The organism is Mycobacterium sp. PDNC021, from assembly GCF_048282635.1.
Classification (GTDB): domain Bacteria; phylum Actinomycetota; class Actinomycetes; order Mycobacteriales; family Mycobacteriaceae; genus Mycobacterium; species Mycobacterium llatzerense.
In genome coordinates, this window is record NZ_CP182502.1 from 1337108 (window position 1) to 1353484 (window position 16377).

The 16377-nt window shown below is 65.9% G+C and carries 16 protein-coding genes; 8 read left to right on the forward strand and 8 right to left on the reverse strand.

Annotated features, from left to right (window positions below; all coding sequences use genetic code 11):
- Positions 1 to 117 precede the first annotated feature (117 nt).
- The gene (locus ACNO8X_RS06165) at positions 118 to 1035 is read left to right on the forward strand and encodes an NADP-dependent oxidoreductase (RefSeq protein ID WP_418004584.1); all 918 of its coding nucleotides are present in this window, start codon (positions 118 to 120) and stop codon (positions 1033 to 1035) included.
- 12 nt (positions 1036 to 1047) lie between these two features.
- On the opposite strand, the gene ACNO8X_RS06170 is transcribed toward ACNO8X_RS06165, so the two are convergent.
- From ACNO8X_RS06170 to prpD, 4 genes are read right to left on the reverse strand one after another with little or no spacing between them, the layout of a single operon-like run.
- On the reverse strand, positions 1048 to 4428 hold the full coding sequence (locus tag ACNO8X_RS06170; RefSeq protein WP_418005798.1) for a pyruvate carboxylase: 3381 nt from the start codon (positions 4426 to 4428) through the stop codon (positions 1048 to 1050).
- Between the two features lie 7 nt (positions 4429 to 4435).
- Positions 4436 to 5554, reverse strand: a complete 1119-nt coding sequence (locus ACNO8X_RS06175) for a bifunctional 2-methylcitrate synthase/citrate synthase (RefSeq protein ID WP_418004585.1) — start codon at positions 5552 to 5554, stop codon at positions 4436 to 4438.
- Positions 5551 to 6471, reverse strand: coding sequence for a methylisocitrate lyase (prpB, locus tag ACNO8X_RS06180; RefSeq protein ID WP_418004586.1), 921 nt, complete (start codon positions 6469 to 6471; stop codon positions 5551 to 5553). Before prpB ends, ACNO8X_RS06175 begins: the two co-directional genes overlap by 4 nt.
- Entirely contained in the window at positions 6468 to 7973 is a 1506-nt protein-coding gene (prpD, locus tag ACNO8X_RS06185) for a 2-methylcitrate dehydratase PrpD (RefSeq protein ID WP_418004587.1), read from the reverse strand. The genes prpB and prpD overlap by 4 nt, the downstream gene beginning before the upstream one ends.
- 119 nt (positions 7974 to 8092) lie before the next feature.
- On the opposite strand from prpD, the gene ACNO8X_RS06190 reads away from it, so the two are divergent.
- From ACNO8X_RS06190 to ACNO8X_RS06210, 5 genes are all read left to right on the forward strand, one after another.
- Positions 8093 to 9508: a short-chain fatty acyl-CoA regulator family protein gene (locus tag ACNO8X_RS06190; protein ID WP_418004588.1), complete on the forward strand. Its 1416-nt coding sequence runs from the start codon at positions 8093 to 8095 to the stop codon at positions 9506 to 9508.
- A 34-nt stretch (positions 9509 to 9542) separates the two neighbouring features.
- Positions 9543 to 10436, forward strand: coding sequence for a mycobacterial-type methylenetetrahydrofolate reductase (locus ACNO8X_RS06195; protein ID WP_418004589.1), 894 nt, complete (start codon positions 9543 to 9545; stop codon positions 10434 to 10436).
- Positions 10437 to 10519: 83 nt separating this feature from the next.
- The gene (locus tag ACNO8X_RS06200) at positions 10520 to 10987 is read left to right on the forward strand and encodes a DUF4334 domain-containing protein (protein ID WP_418004590.1); all 468 of its coding nucleotides are present in this window, start codon (positions 10520 to 10522) and stop codon (positions 10985 to 10987) included.
- Positions 10988 to 11052: 65 nt separating this feature from the next.
- Positions 11053 to 11604, forward strand: a complete 552-nt coding sequence (locus tag ACNO8X_RS06205) for a TetR family transcriptional regulator (RefSeq protein WP_418004591.1) — start codon at positions 11053 to 11055, stop codon at positions 11602 to 11604.
- A complete protein-coding gene (locus tag ACNO8X_RS06210) occupies positions 11601 to 12257 on the forward strand; it encodes a (2Fe-2S)-binding protein (protein ID WP_418004592.1) in 657 nt (218 codons plus the stop codon). Before ACNO8X_RS06205 ends, ACNO8X_RS06210 begins: the two co-directional genes overlap by 4 nt.
- Here the strand turns inward: ACNO8X_RS06210 and ACNO8X_RS06215 are convergent.
- Both ACNO8X_RS06215 and mhuD read right to left on the reverse strand, forming a co-directional pair.
- Positions 12241 to 13590, reverse strand: coding sequence for a serine hydrolase (locus tag ACNO8X_RS06215; RefSeq protein ID WP_418004593.1), 1350 nt, complete (start codon positions 13588 to 13590; stop codon positions 12241 to 12243). The two genes, ACNO8X_RS06210 and ACNO8X_RS06215, sit on opposite strands and share 17 nt — an antisense overlap.
- Entirely contained in the window at positions 13565 to 13882 is a 318-nt protein-coding gene (mhuD, locus tag ACNO8X_RS06220) for a mycobilin-forming heme oxygenase MhuD (RefSeq protein ID WP_043400081.1), read from the reverse strand. Before mhuD ends, ACNO8X_RS06215 begins: the two co-directional genes overlap by 26 nt.
- 87 nt (positions 13883 to 13969) lie before the next feature.
- On the opposite strand from mhuD, the gene ACNO8X_RS06225 reads away from it, so the two are divergent.
- Positions 13970 to 14728, forward strand: a complete 759-nt coding sequence (locus ACNO8X_RS06225) for an alpha/beta fold hydrolase (RefSeq protein ID WP_418004594.1) — start codon at positions 13970 to 13972, stop codon at positions 14726 to 14728.
- Here ACNO8X_RS06225 and ACNO8X_RS06230 read toward each other — a convergent pair whose 3' ends face one another.
- The gene (locus ACNO8X_RS06230) at positions 14729 to 14929 is read right to left on the reverse strand and encodes a hypothetical protein (RefSeq protein ID WP_043400075.1); all 201 of its coding nucleotides are present in this window, start codon (positions 14927 to 14929) and stop codon (positions 14729 to 14731) included.
- 72 nt (positions 14930 to 15001) lie between these two features.
- On the opposite strand from ACNO8X_RS06230, the gene ACNO8X_RS06235 reads away from it, so the two are divergent.
- Positions 15002 to 15976, forward strand: coding sequence for a GlxA family transcriptional regulator (locus ACNO8X_RS06235; protein ID WP_418004595.1), 975 nt, complete (start codon positions 15002 to 15004; stop codon positions 15974 to 15976).
- Here the strand turns inward: ACNO8X_RS06235 and ACNO8X_RS06240 are convergent.
- Positions 15973 to 16323 (reverse strand): hypothetical protein, encoded by a 351-nt coding sequence (locus tag ACNO8X_RS06240; RefSeq protein WP_260936283.1) that lies wholly within the window; start codon positions 16321 to 16323, stop codon positions 15973 to 15975. The two genes, ACNO8X_RS06235 and ACNO8X_RS06240, sit on opposite strands and share 4 nt — an antisense overlap.
- Between the last annotated feature and the right edge of the window lie 54 nt (positions 16324 to 16377).

Below are 16377 nucleotides of genomic sequence, written 5' to 3' on the forward strand. Positions count from 1 at the left end.
GGAATCTGATTCAGGTTCCGGGGCATCGTCATGTTTCATGAAATAAATCCGGCGATCGACAGCTTGTCTTCAGGAGACCGGCGAGACTGCTGTCGGAACCCGATTGGAGACGGATAGATGCCGAGAATTGTGCAGTTCGCCGAGTACGGCGCACCCGAGGTCTTGCAGGTGGTCGACGCTCCACCGCCGGCTCCCGGACCGACCCAGGTACGGATCGCGGTGCGCGCGGCCGGGGTGAACCCGATCGACTGGAAGATCGTCGCCGGGTACATGCGTGAACTGATGCCGCTCGAACTACCCGCCGGTGTGGGGTCCGATGTCGCGGGTGTCGTCGATGCCGTCGGTTCCGAGGTCACCGAGTGGGCGGTTGGCGACGAGGTTCTGGGCCGGTCGACGACCGGGTCGTTCGCAGATCTTGCACTGGCCGAGTCTGCCGAGCTCGTCCGTAAGCCCGAGGGTGTCAGCTGGGAAGTGGCGGGCTCGCTGGCAGGCGCGGGCGGTACTGCGTACGCCGTGCTCGAGAAGCTCGGCATCAAGGCAGGTGAGACGCTGCTGATCCACGCCGCTGCGGGCGGCGTGGGCACCTTCGCGGTCCAACTCGCAAAGGCTCAGGGCGTCAATGTCATTGGCACGGCGGGCGAATCCAACCACGACTACCTGCGGTCGCTCGGTGCGACGCCGGTCACCTACGGTGATGGATTGCTCGAGAGGGTCCGCGCCGTCGCGCCGCAGGGAGTCGATGCGGTGCTCGACGCCTCGGGCCGCGGGGAGATTCCGTTGTCCATCGAACTCACCGGAGATCCCGCTCGCGTTCTCACGTTGGTCGCCTTCGACGCCGCCAGCACTGGTATCCAAGTACACGTCGGCGGCGCGGCAAGCGAGCTGGGTGCTGCCCTTCGGGAGCTCGCCGCGCTTGTCGCCGACAAGCGCCTTGTCGTTTCGATCAGTCGGACGTACCCGCTGACCGAAGCCGGTGCCGCGCTCTCCGCGAGTACGACGGGCCATGGTCACGGCAAGATTGCCATTGTGCCGTGACCATGGCCTGGGTCAGCTCACCACCACGAGCAGGTCGTTGCCTTCGACACTTGCTGTGGGAGCCACCGCAATTCGCTTGACGGTGCCTGCTTTCGGCGATGTGATCGCCGCTTCCATCTTCATCGCTTCGATGGTTGCCACCGTCTGACCGGTGTCCACGGTGTCCCCGACAGCCACCCCGATCGTCACCACGCCCGCGAATGGTGCGGCGACATGTTCCGGGTTGCCACGGTCGGCCTTCTCGGCTGCCGGGACGGCGCTGTCGATCGACCGGTCCCGCACCAGGATCGGACGCAGCTGACCGTTCAACAGACACAGCACGGTCCGCATCCCACGATCATCGGGTTCGGAGATGGCCTCCAGCCCGATGAGCAGCTCGACGCCCTTCCCCAACTTGACCCGATGCTCTTCACCGCGGCGCAGCCCGTAGAAGAACTGGTTGGCGCTCAGACTCGACGTGTCGCCGAATCGCTCTCGGTGCGAAAGGAATTCGCGGGTCGGCCCGGGGAACAGCAACCGGTTGAGGGCGGCTTGGCGGGTTGGCCCGGGTTGGGCGAGTTCGGCGTGATCCTCGGCCGTCAGCTCGGCACTTGGCTTTTGCTGTGCGCGACCCTGAAGGGCCTTGGTGCGCAACGGCTCCGGCCAGCCACCGGCCGGGTCGCCGAGTTCGCCGCGGAAGAAGCCGATCACCGACTCCGGAATGTCGTAGCGATCGGGATCGGCTGCGAACTCCTCGGCACTGATCCCGGCACCGACCAGTGCCAGCGCCAGATCCCCGACCACCTTGCTCGACGGGGTCACCTTCACGAGCCGGCCCAGGACGTGATCTGCTCCGGCGTAGGCGTTCTCGATGTCCTCGAACCGGTCGCCCAATCCGAGGGCGCTGGCCTGGGTGCGCAGGTTGCTGAGTTGTCCGCCGGGAATCTCGTGGGTGTACACCCGGCCGGTCGGGGACGGTAGTCCCGCCTCGAACGGGGCATAGACCCGGCGCAGCGCCTCCCAATAGGGTTCCAACTCACACACATTGGTCAGTGACAGCCCGGTGTCGTGCTCGGTGTTCGCCGCTGCCGCAACGATGGACGACAACGCTGGCTGGCTGGTGGTACCGGCCAGGGGAGCCGCGGCACCGTCGACAGCCGAGGCGCCGGCCTGCCAGGCAGCAAGGTAGGTCGCCAGTTGCCCGCCCGGGGTGTCGTGGGTGTGGACGTGCACCGGCAGGTCGAATCGGGAACGCAACGCCGACACCAGGGTTGCCGCCGCCGGTGGCCGCAATAGCCCCGCCATGTCCTTGATCGCCAGCACATGCGCACCGGCGTCGACGATCTGCTCGGCCAGCTTAAGCCAGTAGTCCAGCGTGTACAGCGTCTCGTTCGGATCGGACAGATCGCCGGTGTAGGACATCGCCACTTCGGCGACCGCGGAACCGGTTTCGCGCACGGCATCGATCGCGGGACGCATCGAGTCCACGTTGTTCAGCGCATCGAAGATCCGGAAGATGTCAACGCCGGTGGCCGTGGCCTCCTGTACGAACGCAGACGTCACCGACACCGGATAGGGCGTGTAGCCCACGGTGTTGCGCCCGCGTAGCAGCATCTGCAGACAGATGTTGGGCATCGCTTCCCGCAATGCGGCGAGCCGCTCCCACGGGTCTTCCTTCAGGAACCGCAGTGCCACATCGTAAGTCGCGCCTCCCCAGCATTCGACCGACAGCAGCTCGGGCATCATTCGGGCCACGTAGGGCGCCACCTTGACCAGGCCCGACGTACGCACTCGGGTGGCCAGCAACGACTGATGGGCATCGCGGAACGTGGTGTCGGTGACCCACAGTCGCGGCGATTCCCGCAACGCGGCTGCGAAGCGCTCCGGCCCCAACTCGGTCAGTAGCTGCTTGCTGCCCGCCGATGCCGGCGCGGACAGGTCGATCTCGGGCAGCTTGTCCCGCGGATACACCGCGGACTGACGCACGCCGTGCGGTTTGTTGACTGTGACATCGGCGAGGTAGTTGAGGATGCGGGTGCCGCGATCCTCGGGGATATGTGCGGTCAGCAGCTGCGGCCGCTCGTCGATGAATGACGTCGACACATTGCCTGTGGCGAAGTCGGGGTCGTCCAGAACCGCTTGCAGGAACGGGATGTTCGTCGATACCCCGCGGATGCGGAACTCGGCAAGAGCGCGGCGGGCACGCCTGACCGCGGTCGCGAAGTCGTGACCGCGGCAGGTGAGTTTGACCAACATCGAGTCGAAATGAGCACTGATCTCGGCACCGACATTGGTGCCGCCGTCCAACCGGACTCCGGCGCCGCCGGGACTGCGGTAGGCGGTGATGCGGCCGGTGTCCGGCCGGAACCCGTTGGCGGGGTCCTCGGTGGTGATCCGGCACTGCATGGCAGCGCCGCGGATCCGGACGCTGTCCTGACTCAGTCCTAAGTCGGCGAGCGATTGGCCGGCCGCGATCCGAAGCTGGGAAGCCACCAGGTCCACGTCGGTGATCTCCTCGGTCACCGTGTGTTCCACCTGAATCCGGGGATTGCATTCGATGAACACGTGGTGGCCGCGCTCGTCGAGCAGGAACTCGATGGTGCCGGCGCAGGAGTAGCCGATTTGGCGGGCGAATCTCACAGCGTCAGAGCAGATGCGGGTCCGCAGCTCGTCGCTGAGGTTCGGGGCCGGTGCCAGCTCGATGACCTTCTGGTGCCGGCGCTGGACACTGCAGTCCCGCTCGAAAAGGTGGATGACGTCGCCGGTGCCGTCGGCCAGAATCTGTACTTCGATGTGCCGAGGGTTGAGGACTGCCTGTTCGAGGTAGACCATCGGGTCGCCGAACGCCGATTCCGCTTCGCGTGACGCAGCTTCGATGGCCTCGGCCAGATCAGCGCGTTCGGCCACCCGCCGCATGCCGCGTCCGCCGCCACCGGAGACCGCCTTGACGAACAGCGGGAATTCCATATCGGCTGCGGCGGTGAGCAGTTCGTCGACCGATGCCGATGGCTCGGATGAGGTGAGCACCGGCAGTCCGGCGGCCCGGGCCGCCGCGATGGCACTGGCCTTGTTGCCGGTCAGCTCCAGCACGTCGGCGCCGGGGCCCACGAAGGTGATGCCGGCGCTGGCACACGCCGACGCCAATTCCGGGTTCTCCGAAAGGAATCCGTATCCCGGGTAGACGGCGTCGGCGCCGGACAACTGGGCCACCCGGATGATCTCGGGTACCGAGAGGTAGGCCCGTACCGGGTGGCCCGGTTCGCCGATCTGGTAGGACTCGTCGGCCTTCAAGCGGTGTGGCGAGTTCCGGTCCTCGTACGCGTACACCGCCACCGTCGCGATGCCCATTTCGTAGGCTGCGCGGAAGGCCCGGATCGCGATCTCACCGCGGTTGGCAACGAGGACTTTGCGGATTGCGTGCTCAGGCAATGGAACGCTGCGGTTGGCCCGAGTATTCGCTCAGGGGACGGATCAATGCGTTCGAAGCTGCCTGTTCCATGATGTGTGCGGTCCAGCCGGTGATGCGGGACATCACGAAAAGCGGTGTGAAGACCGGGATATCGAACCCCATCAGGTAGTAGGCCGGTCCGGTGGGGAAGTCGAGGTTCGGTTTGATCTTGGTTGCGACGAACATCTCGCGTTCCAGCACGTGGTAGATGTCCAGCCATTGCTGACCGCCGCGCGCGGCCACCACGCGGTCCAGCGCGGCCTTCATGGTCGGTACGCGCGAGTCGCCGTTCTTGTACACCCGGTGCCCGAAGCCCATCACCTTGTCCTTGCGGGACAGCTTGCCGTGCAGCCATTTCGCGGCACTGTCGGCGGAGCCGATCTCCAGCATGTCGTGCATGACCGCTTCGTTGGCGCCGCCGTGCAGCGACCCCTTGAGCGCTCCGATGGCAGCGGTCACGGCGCTGTAGATGTCCGACTGGGTAGAGGTCACGACCCGGGCAGCGAAGGTCGACGCGTTGAAGCTGTGCTCGGCGTACAGCACCATCGACTGGCTGAACGCCTCGACGATCGCCGGCTCGGGCACCTCGCCGAAGCACATGTTCAGGAAGTTCTCCGCGTATCCCAGGTGGCTGTGCGGCGCGATGGGCGGCAGGCCCTGCCGCCGGCGGATGTCGGCGGCCACGATGGTCGGCAGCACGGCGAACATCCGAAGTGACTTGGCGTAGTTGGCTGCTGGGGTGCTCACGTCCTCTTCGGGATCTTCGGCGCCCAGGTAGCTGATCGCGGTGCGCACCACGTCCATCGGGTGGCAGCTCTCGGGCAGCTTGGCCAGCAGCGAGTACATCGACCGGTCGACGCGGCGCGATGCGCGTTCGCGCTGGCAGAACAGCGCCAGCTCCTGGTCGGTCGGCAGCTCGCCGTGCCAGAGCAGGTAGGCCACTTGCTCGAAGGAGCAGCGCGCCGCCAGATCCTGCACCGGATAGCCCCGGTAGGTCAGGCTGTTGGTCTCGGGGACGACCTTGGAGATGGCGGTGGTGTCGACGACAACGCCCGCCAGGCCCTTGCGAATGTGAGACGTTTCGGTGGTCATGCTTTCACGTCCTGGAGGGGGAAATTGAAGATGTCTGAATCGAATTCGTTGTATTCGGCATAGCGCAGCAGCTCGTAGAGCCGGCTGCGATGCTGCATCTGGTCCAGCAGGCCGGCTTGCGTTCCAGCGGTGTGGATTTCGCGCAAGCCGACCTCGACCGCGTACATCGCCAGGCGCAACGTGGTGACCGGGTAGATCACCATGTTGTATCCGATGTCGGACAGCTGCTGGGCCGTGACCAGTTCGGACTTGCCGAACTCGGTCATGTTGGCCAGCAATGGCGTATCGACCGCTGCCCGGAAGCGCTCGAATTCGCTTGGGCTGGAAAGTGCCTCGGTGAAGATCAGGTCGGCGCCGGCATCGGCGTAGGCCTTTGCCCGGTCGACGGCGGAGTCGAGGCCCTCGATGCCTGCGGCGTCGGTCCTGGCGCAGATGACGAAGTTGGGGTCCCGGCGGGCCGCGACCGCCGCGCGCAGCCGTTTGATCATCTCGGCGGCGGGCACCACGGCCTTGCCGTCCAGGTGGCCGCAACGCTTCGGGTTCACCTGGTCTTCGAGGTGGCAGCCGGCCAGCCCGGCATCCTCGAGGATGGTGATGGTGCGGGCAGCGCTCATCGGCTCACCGAAGCCGGTGTCGGCGTCCACCAGGGTGGGCAGGTCGGTGGCCGCGGCAATTTGGGCGCTGCGGCCGGCCACCTCACTGAGGGTGGTCAGCCCGATGTCGGGCAGTCCGAGATCGGCCGACAGCACGGCGCCCGAGACGTAGACCCCCTCGAATCCAATCTCGGACACCAGCTTTGCCACCAACGGCGAGAATGCACCCGGATAGCGTTGCAGCTGCCCGGAATTCAGACCGGACCGGAGATGGGCGCGCTTATCGGCCGCGGAGACCGCCGAACCCAGCAGGCCGGCGCTCATCGGAAGATCCCCGAGGGGATCGTCGGAGCCTTGTCCAAGACGACCTGCTCGACCCGCAGGTTGAGCGCGTCGAGGCTGCCGGGCTTCAGCGTGCTCAGCCCGTCGACGACGGTCAGGAACCGCTCCTGCTCGCCCTGGGCGATGACGCCGTCGGCCAGCACGGTGAACTTGTTGCGGTACTGCTCGCGCTCGAACGGACGGGCACCCAGCGGGTGGGCGTCGGCGACGGCCAGCTCGTCGGTGATGACCTCGCCGCTCTTGAGTGTCACCACGGCGCGGGCGCCGAATGCCTTCTCGGCCGGGTCATTCGAGTGGTAGCGCCGGGTCCATTCCGGGTCCTCGACGGTGGAGATCTTGTTCCACAGCTCGATGGTGTCCGGGCGATGCGCACGCTCGGGGGCGTACGACCGTTCGTGGTGCCATTCGCCGTCCTGCAGTGCGACCGCGAAGATGTACATCACCGAGTGGTCCAGCGTCTCGCGCGAGGCGTCCGGGTCGAACTTCTGCGGGTCATTGCTGCCGGTGCCGATGACCACATGGGTGTGGTGGCTGGTTTGCAGCACGATCGTGGCGATCTGATCGAGATCGCCGATGCGCGAACGCATCCGGCGGGCCAGGTCGATCGGAGCCTGGCTCTGGTACTCGGCGCTGTGTTCTTTGGTGTAGGTGTCCAGGATCGCGCGCTTGGGCTCGCCGGCCTCGGGCAGCGGCACCTGGTAGGTGTGCTCAGGCCCGGACAGCAGCCAGGCGATGACACCGTCTTCGCCTTCCCAGATGGGTGCGGGGGAGCCCTCACCGCGCATGGCGCGGTCGACGGCCTCGATGGCGACCTTGCCCGCGAGTGCCGGGGCGTAGGCCTTCCAGCTGGAGATCAGGCCCTTGCGGGACTGACGGGTGGCGGTGGTCAGATGCAGGGCCTGGCCGATCGCGTCGTAGATGGTCTCCGGAGCCAGCCGCAGCATGGTGCCGATACCGGCGGCCACCGCGGGCCCGAGGTGGGCGACGTGGTCGATCTTGTGCTCGTGCAGGCAGATTCCCTTGACCAGGTCGACCTGCACCTCGTACGCGGTGGCGATGCCGCGGATCAGGTCACTGCCGCGGATGTCGAGCTGCTGGGCCACCGCGACCAGGGCCGGGATGTTGTCACCCGGGTGCGAGTACTCGGCGGCCAGGAAGGTGTCGTGGAAGTCGAGTTCGCGCACGGCAACCCCGTTGGCCCAGGCTGCCCACTCCGGCGAGTAGGTGCCGTCGATGCCGAACACGGTCGCGCCGCGCTGCGTGCGGTGAGCCTGGGCCTGGGTACGGGCGACGGTGACGGGGCGCCGGATGACCGACGCGGCAGAGACGGAGGCGTTGTCGATGATGCGGTTGATGACCATCGCCTCGACTTCGGGCGTGACCTCGACCGGGTCGGCGGCGATCTCGGCGATCTTCCAGGCCAGGTGTTCCGAGCGGGGGAACTCTTCGGCGCTGCGTCGGGTGCGTACCTCGTGTGTCTGCATGGTTCGCACGGTACGCAGCTGGTTGGGTGCATAAAAGCCCCTGTAAATGCGTAATTTTGTGTCCTCGTACGGAGGAGTTTGCAAACTTTGTGTAAGTGGATCGCGTTACGCTGGCGGCAATGCCGAAGACATTCGTGGGCGCCCGTCTGCGACGGCTGCGCGAAGAGCAGGGCCTGACCCAGGTCGCGCTGGCGCGCGCCTTGGATCTGTCGACCAGCTACGTCAATCAGCTCGAGAATGACCAGCGACCGGTGACGGTGCCGGTACTGCTGGCACTGGCTGAACGGTTCGAACTGCCGACCAACTACTTCGCGCCCGATTCGGATGCGCGGTTGGTGTCGGACCTGCGCGAGATCCTCGTCGACACCGCGGCCACCGTCGGCCAGATCGAGGAGCTGGTGGCGAGAATGCCGGCCGTCGGTCAGATGCTGGTCAGCATGAACCGCCGATTGTTCGACGCGACAACCGAACTCGACGCCATGCATACCCGGGCGAATGTGGACACCTCGATGGCCGCGCAACAACCGATGCCGTTCGAGGAAGTACGAGACTTCTTCTACGACCGCAAGAACTACATCGGTGAACTCGACGAAGCGGCCGAAGCGTTGTTCGTCGCGAGCCGTCTGCGGCTCGGGGGTCTGGACGCTCAACTCGCCGATCTGTTGGCAGAGGAGTTCGGGGTCATCGTGGTGATCGATGACGGTGATGTGTTGGGCCCCAACGCACAACGGTCCTATCGGCCCGACACCGGCGTGTTGTACATCGCGCGCTGGCTGCATCCCGGGCAGCGCGCCTTTCAGCTGGCCACCCAGGTGGCACTGCTGAGGCATTCGGAATTGATCTCCGCCATCGTCGCCACGGCCGACCAACTCAGTTCCGAGGCAACGGAAGTCGCGCGCATCGGCCTGGCCAACTACTTCGCCGGCGCGTTGCTGTTGCCGTACCGGATGTTCCTGGACGCGGCCGAGGAATTGCGTTACGACATCGATCAGCTGGCGCGGCGGTTCGACGTCGGGTTCGAGACCATCTGTCACCGTCTTTCGACGTTGCAGCGGCCGGATGCGCGTGGCGTGCCATTCATCTTCGTTCGCACCGATAGTGCCGGGAACATCTCGAAGCGTCAGTCCGCCACGGCATTTCACTTTTCCCGCGTGGGTGGTAACTGTCCGCTGTGGGTGGTGCACCATGCCGCCGAGCGGCCCGGTGAGTTCATCACCCAGGTCGCGCAGATGCCCGACGGTCGGTCGTACTTCTGGATCGCGCGCACCACGTCGTCTGCTCCGAGTCGATATCGCGGCCCCCGCAAGCGTTTTGCCATCGGATTGGGCTGCGACCTGGTCCATGCCGAGAAACTTATCTACGCGGCGGGAATCGATTTGGCAGATCCCGACGCGGCGGTGCCGATCGGGGCGGGCTGCAAGATCTGCGACCGCCCGGCGTGCCCGCAGCGGGCGTTCCCGTATGTCGGCCGGCCCGTGCACGTCGACCCGTACAACAGCAGTGACCTGCCATACTCGTCCGCCGCGCAGGCGTGACCTTCCCGACTGTCTTCAGAGCTGGAGTTCCCGAATGTCCCTGAAAACCATTGCGCTCGAACTGGTTCCGCCCAACCTTGCATTGGGTTTACAGGTCGCGGTCGACGAGGCGCACAAGGTGCTGCTCAATGCGGCGGCGGTGGGTATCGAGGGCCGTATCCGGCACGTGATGATCCCGGGGATGATCGAGGAGGACGGCGACCGGCCTGTCGAGATGAAGCCGAAGATGGACGTCCTGGATTTCTGGCAGTTGATGAAGCCCGAGCTGCCGGGGATGCGCGGGTTGTGCACGCAGGTGACGTCGTTTTTGGATGAGGATGCGCTCGGCAAGCGGCTGGCGGTGTTGCAGGAGGCGGACTTCGATGGCATCGCGTTCGTGGGTGTGCCGCGCACCATGAGCGACGGCGAGGGTACGGGTGTGGCCCCGACCGATGCGTTGACGATCTACCGCGATCAGGTGCCCAACCGCGGCGTCATTCTGATTCCGACGCGTGATGGCGAGCGGGGACGTTTCAACTTCAAGATCGAGCAGGGCGCCACCTACGGGATGACCCAGTTGCTGTACTCGGACACGATCGTGGGGTTCTTGAAGGAGTTCGCGGCGAGCACCGAGCATCGGCCGGAGATTCTGCTGTCGTTCGGGTTCGTGCCGAAGATGGAGTCCAAGGTCGGCCTGATCAACTGGCTGATCCAGGATCCGGGCAATCCTCTGGTCGCCGCCGAGCAGGAGTTCGTGACGCGGCTGGCGGGCGAGGAGCCCGCGGCCAAGCGGACGCTGATGCTCGATTTGTACAAGCGGGTTATCGATGGGGTCGGTGAGTTGGGTTTCCCGATCAGCATCCATCTGGAAGCGGCGTATGGGGTGTCCAAGCCGGCGTTCGAGACGTTCGCGGCGATGTTGGACTACTGGGCACCCGACCAGCCCTAGCCTTCTTCGACAAAGAGGGCTTGCCGAACCGGTTGGTTCGGGATTACAGTCAGTTTCCGAACCAACTGACTCGGGAGGTCCTTGTGGACGTCGATACCGCTCGTGCTCGCTTCACCGAACTGCGGGGCCAGGATCATGTCGATTCGGCCGAGCTGGACGAAATCTGGGCGTCGCTGCAGCCGGTCCGTGCCGAAGACATCGTCGGCAACTGGAAGGGCGACGAGTTCGACACGGGACACAAGATGAACGGCCAGCTCCAGGCCGCCCGGTGGTACGGCAAGATCTTCAAATCGGTCAACGACGTCGAGCCCATCGTCTGCTACGACGAAGCGGGGCAGCTGTTTTCGAACCGCGACCTGAGCCGCGGCGGAGCATCCTTGTGGGACATCGAGTTTCGCGGCGAGGTCACGGGGACCATGGTCTACGACGGCCAGCCGGTGTTCGATCATTTCAAGCGGGTCGATGACGACACGCTGATGGGCATCATGAATGGCAAGCGCCAGCGGACCGGCGACAAGTTCCTGTACTTCTTGTTGGAACGTGACCAGTGAGGTAGCTGGCTGTTACCCTGGCGATTGCTATGAGGGCGGCCGGACATGCAACGCGTGAGCGCATCATGGCTGCAGCCAAAGCGGAGTTCTCGGCCCTCGGGTTTGCCGGTGCCCGACTGAATCGCATTGCGGCCGAGGCCAATGCCAGCAAAGAGCGGCTGTACAGCTACTTCCAGAGTAAGCAGAACCTCTTCGAGGCAGTCGTCGAGCAGTGGATTCAGGACGCGCCGTACGACGCGATCTTCAAGCCCGACGACGTCCCGGCGTACACCATCGCGCTCTTCGACTACATGGTGGCCGATCCGGTCGGTGCGCGTCTGCAGCGCTGGATCGAGTTGGAGGCGGCCGGCGGGATGTTCGGTGACCACGTGCTGCGCCGCATCTTCCAATCCAAGCTCGACCGCATCGCCGAAGCGCAACGCAACGGGATCATCGACCCGTCCTGGCGCCCGATCGACCTGCTGATGTTGCTCAACGACATGACCTACGCGCTGGCCGCGGGCGGATTCGGGATCGACCGCATCGTCGATCAGCCGATGTCGCCGGAAACCGCCGCCGTGCGCCGGGCCGCTGCCGCCGAAGCCGCTCGCCGGCTGGTTCTGCACCCCCAACAGTGAACGACCAGTTGGCCGCGTTCGGCCCCTTCTTCGGCGTTGTGTGGCAGGCCGATTCACCGGCGGCACCGTGGCGGCCGATGGCCGAGCTTGCCGACGATCCCAGCGTCTTGGCGGCGCGAGTGGACCGCGTCCGGTCGGCGCTGGCGGCCAGTGGACAGCGCCAGCCCGAGCAGATCGACGGCCGCGTCGCTGCGTCGGTCGCGCATCTCGGGCTGGTGGCGCGGCTGATCGCCCCGATGATCGGCGCTGCCGCTCTCGGCGAACCGGTGTCATGGTCGCTGGCCGACCTCGCGTGGCAGGACCAATTGGGCGGACCCTACCCGCTGGCGGTATCGACTTCCTCCACCGCAGGCCCGCCCGCGGTCGAGGACATCACCGAAGCGTTCGCACCATTCGGCGTCAGCCCAAAAGTTCTGTGGGGCAACGTGGGATCGGCAGCCAACAGTGCGGCCAAGCAGATCATCCAGGCGCGGCCGGACCTGACCGGGCCGGCCGGAAAGGCGGCCGACGCCGTGCTCGCGGACTCCAGGGTCGACGGGGGAGTGCTGCGGTCAGGGCCCGCATTCCGCCGCAACAGCTGCTGCCTGATCTACCAAGTGGCAGACGGCGCGGGCGGTTACTGCGGCGACTGTGTGCTCACTGCACCGGGATGAGATTGAACGCCTGCTTGATGATGCTCAGCAGCCACTGCGCCGCGGTCTGACCCTTGAACGTCGGCCAGGTCAGCTGGAAGTTCACTACCCATGGCTGGCCGGTGTGGTCGACGGCGTACCAGCTGAAGCCGAGGTCGCCGGGCAGGTTGCCACCCTTCGAGCCGAGGTAGGGCCACTTGGCTCGGTCCAGGTCGATGCCGGCGACCTTGGACATGATGTCGCGTACCGGCGCGGCGGGTCCGACAGCGGCAGCCTGCACCGCGACGTGCTCGCGGCAGATGTCGGCGGCGCTGCCGTACCACTCGGCCCCGATGCTGGACGCCGGCGTGCGGGTGCGGTACGGATCCGGCTCGTACGGGCGCGAACTCACCTGCTGCAGCAGGGCCGTGCGCTGCTCCTTGGTGCCGTTCTTCCACTGGTCGCGGACGTCGGGCTTGCCCCAGCCGATGGAGAACAACTCGTGCATGGTCGGGTAGGGCGTCAGGCTCGCCGGGTCGTGATGCCCGGCGACGACGAGCGCCTCGTCCACGGCGGCCGGACCCACCTTGTTGATCAGCATGTCGGTGGCCATGTTGTCGCTCACCGAGATCATCTGCTGGGCGGCCTCGTGCACCGTCACCTGCGTGCCAGGGGCGAGGTTGTCCAGGCCGGCCGAACCGAGCTTCTTGCCTTCGGCGGTGACGGTGACCTTGTCGTCCCAGCTGAGGGTGCCGGCTGACACCGCGCGCGCAACGGCAAGCAGCACATAGATTTTCATGATCGACGCCAGTGGCATCGGTTCGTCGACGTTGGTGCCGGCGACCTTGACGCACTTGCCGTCGACGACCTTGGCGACCTGGTACGAATAGTGGGCGCCGGACTTCGCGATCTGCGTGTCGACGTCGGCCCAGGACTTGACGGGCGGCGGCCGCAGCGAGACCTCCATGCGGTCGACGGTGCCCTTGCTGTCGACGTGCAGCTCGATGTCCTGGTTCACGCCGTACGAGTTGGTGACGTGCAGGGTCGAATGTCCGGCGCCGATGTCGATGCCCGTGAGCTTGAACGGGCGGTCCCACCAGATCCACTTCATCCGGTAGGTGATGTCGTCCACCTGGTCAGGCGCCGCGAGCGTCTTGACCCCGGCGGGCTCGATGGACCAGTCCGAGTTGAGCATGTCCATCGTCTGCCTGGACCGCATGCCCTGAGGCGTGCTCATGTCGATCAGCGCGCCGTAGGCAGCGCTCGACAACGGCGGGGCGGCTGCAGGCGTGCTGCAGCCACCAAGTACCACGATGACTGCGCCGGCCAGGGCCAGCGCAGTGCGGGTCTTACGACTGCTGGTCGGAACCGGCAACGTCCAACACAACCTCGAATTCGAGAAGTGATGCTCCGGTGGCGACGGGGTTGGCCCGCTGCCCGGCGTGTGCCTCGACGGCGGGGCCGGTGGCCCAGGCCTGGAACGCCTCGTCGGACTCCCACTGCGTCACCACGAAGTAGCGGTTCTCGCCCTTGACCGGGCGCAGCAGCTGGAACCCGAGGAAGCCGGGTTGGCCGTCCACTGCGTGAGCACGGTTCGCGAACCGCTTCTCCAATTCCGGACCGGCGTTGGGCGGAACTTCGATCGCATTGATCTTCACCACAGGCATGTGGTTCAGGCTACCGCGCTGGCCCGCAGGCAGGGTGGGCCGCTGCCGGCAGGCAACAGGGGCGCTGCCGCCAGGCAATATAGGGCTATGACGACCGACCTGCTCACCGCCCGCGGTGGTACCGGCGAGCCGATTGTGCTGGTGCACGGATTGATGGGCCGGGGGACGACGTGGGACCGGCAGTTGCCTTGGTTGACCGACCTGGGCGAGGTCTACACCTACGACGCGCCGTGGCATCGCGGCCGCGGGGTCCACGATTCCGAGCCGATCAGCACCGAACGGTTCGTCGCCGACCTGGCCGACGCGGTCGGCTCGCTGGGGCGCCCGGCGCGGTTGATCGGACATTCGATGGGTGGGCTGCACAGCTGGTGTCTGGCTGCGGCCCATCCGGAACTGGTCACCGCGCTGGTGGTCGAGGACATGGCCGCGGACTTCGTCGGCTTCACCATCGGCGCCTGGGATCCGTGGACCCACTCCATTCCGGCCGAATTCAATTCGGCGCAAGAGGTTTTGGACCTGTTCGGCCCGATCGCCGGCCAGTATTTCCTGGACGCCTTCGACCGCACCGAGACCGGCTGGCGGCTGCACGGCGAGGCCGGGCACTGGGTGGCGATCGCCGCCGAATGGGGCACCCGGGACTACTGGCAGCAGTGGGCGGCAGTGCGGGTGCCGACGCTGCTCATCGAGGCAGGGAACTCGGTCGCACCGCCGGGGCAGATGCGCAAGATGGCCGAGATCGGCTACCGGACAACATATCTGGAAGTTCCGGGCGCCGGGCACCTGGTGCACGACGACGATCCGGACGCGTACCGCCGTGCGGTCGAGGATTTTCTCGCGTCCGTCTGACTAGTCGAATCGGGAACGGACCGCGGCGAGGTCGTGCGCGGCGCGGTCCAGGTCGCGGCTGTCGCCGACGTCGGTCCAGTTGAAGTTGCCGAAACCATTGCGCGCACCGGGATTTCGGGTGATGGCGCTCAGCGCGGCGCCGAGTGCGAATGGGGCGACCATGATCGCGACCATCGCGACCAGGGTCAGGACGGTGTTCATGTCAACAATTGTCGAATCGGGGGCAACCGAATAAACAGTGGCAGTTCGGACGGCATTCGATAAAATGCTGCCATGATCAACAGTGTCTCGGTCCTGGTGATGGACGGGGTCGCGCCGTTCGAGTTCGGCGTGGTGTGTGAGGTGTTCGGCATCGACCGATCGGGCGATGGCGTGCCCAACTTCGATTTCAAGGTGTGCGGACCGGAGGCCGGGCGGCCGGTACGAACGTCGGTCGGTGCATCGTTGATTCCCGACCACGGCATCGACCAACTCCTGGGGGCCGACTTGGTCGCCATTCCAGCGGTGGCGGGTCCCAACTATCCGCAGTCGGCGCTGGATGCCGTGCGCACCGCCGCGGACTCCGGTTCGATCATCCTGACCATCTGCTCGGGAGTCTTCGTCGCAGGCGCAGCGGGACTGCTCGACGGTCGCGCCTGCACCACGCACTGGATGCACTCGGATCGGCTGGCCCGGCAATTCCCGACCGCGCGGGTCGATCGCGACGTCCTGTTCGTCGACGACGGGAATCTGATCAGCAGCGCGGGGACCGCGGCAGGCATCGACGCCTGTCTGCATCTGGTGCGCCGCGAGTTGGGCAGCGAGATCACCAACAAGATTGCGCGGCGCATGGTCGTGCCGCCGCAGCGTGACGGCGGGCAGCGTCAGTTCATCGAGCAGCCGATCCCGGTGCGGTGCTCGGAAGGCTTTGCGCCCCATCTGGATTGGATTCTGACCAACCTGCGCGTCCCACACACGGTGGACAGCCTGGCCAAACGGGCGAGCATGTCGGGGCGTACGTTCGCGCGACGTTTCGTCGAGGAGACCGGGCGGACGCCCATGCAGTGGGTCACCGACCAGCGTGTCCTCTATGCCCGCAGGCTGCTGGAGGAGACGGATCTCGATGTGGATCGGGTGGCCGACAAGGCCGGATTTGGTACCGCAACTCTGCTGCGGCACCATTTCCGGCGCGTTGTCGGCGTCAATCCGTCGGATTACCGTCGACGGTTCTCCTGCCCGATCGGGCTTGCGTCACAACGGGATGGCTAGCCCTGCGGCCGGCACTGCACGTTGACGTACACGGTGTCGAACTGGCCGGAGTTGATTCGCTGGCCCCGGTTGTCGACGTTGGAGCCGGACAACCCGTGCACATCGGTCACCGAGCACGCGGACAGCGGCCCAGAGGTGCTGGTGTTGACCTGGACGTGGTAGCCGCGGGACTGCAGCTCATTGATGGTGTCGACGGCGGACCCTCCGCCGGTCGGCAGCGCCGACGCTGTGCCCACTGCGGGCGAGATGGCCACTGCGGCAAAGGCGGCTGCCGCGGCTCCAGCGATGACGAGGCCGCGACGACGGTTGTTAACTTTCTGTTCACCTGAAATTCGGTATGCGGTCATGCTTCCGTTCTATCCGAGGATCACGGCGTGTGGTACTGACTCATGCCGTTCTCA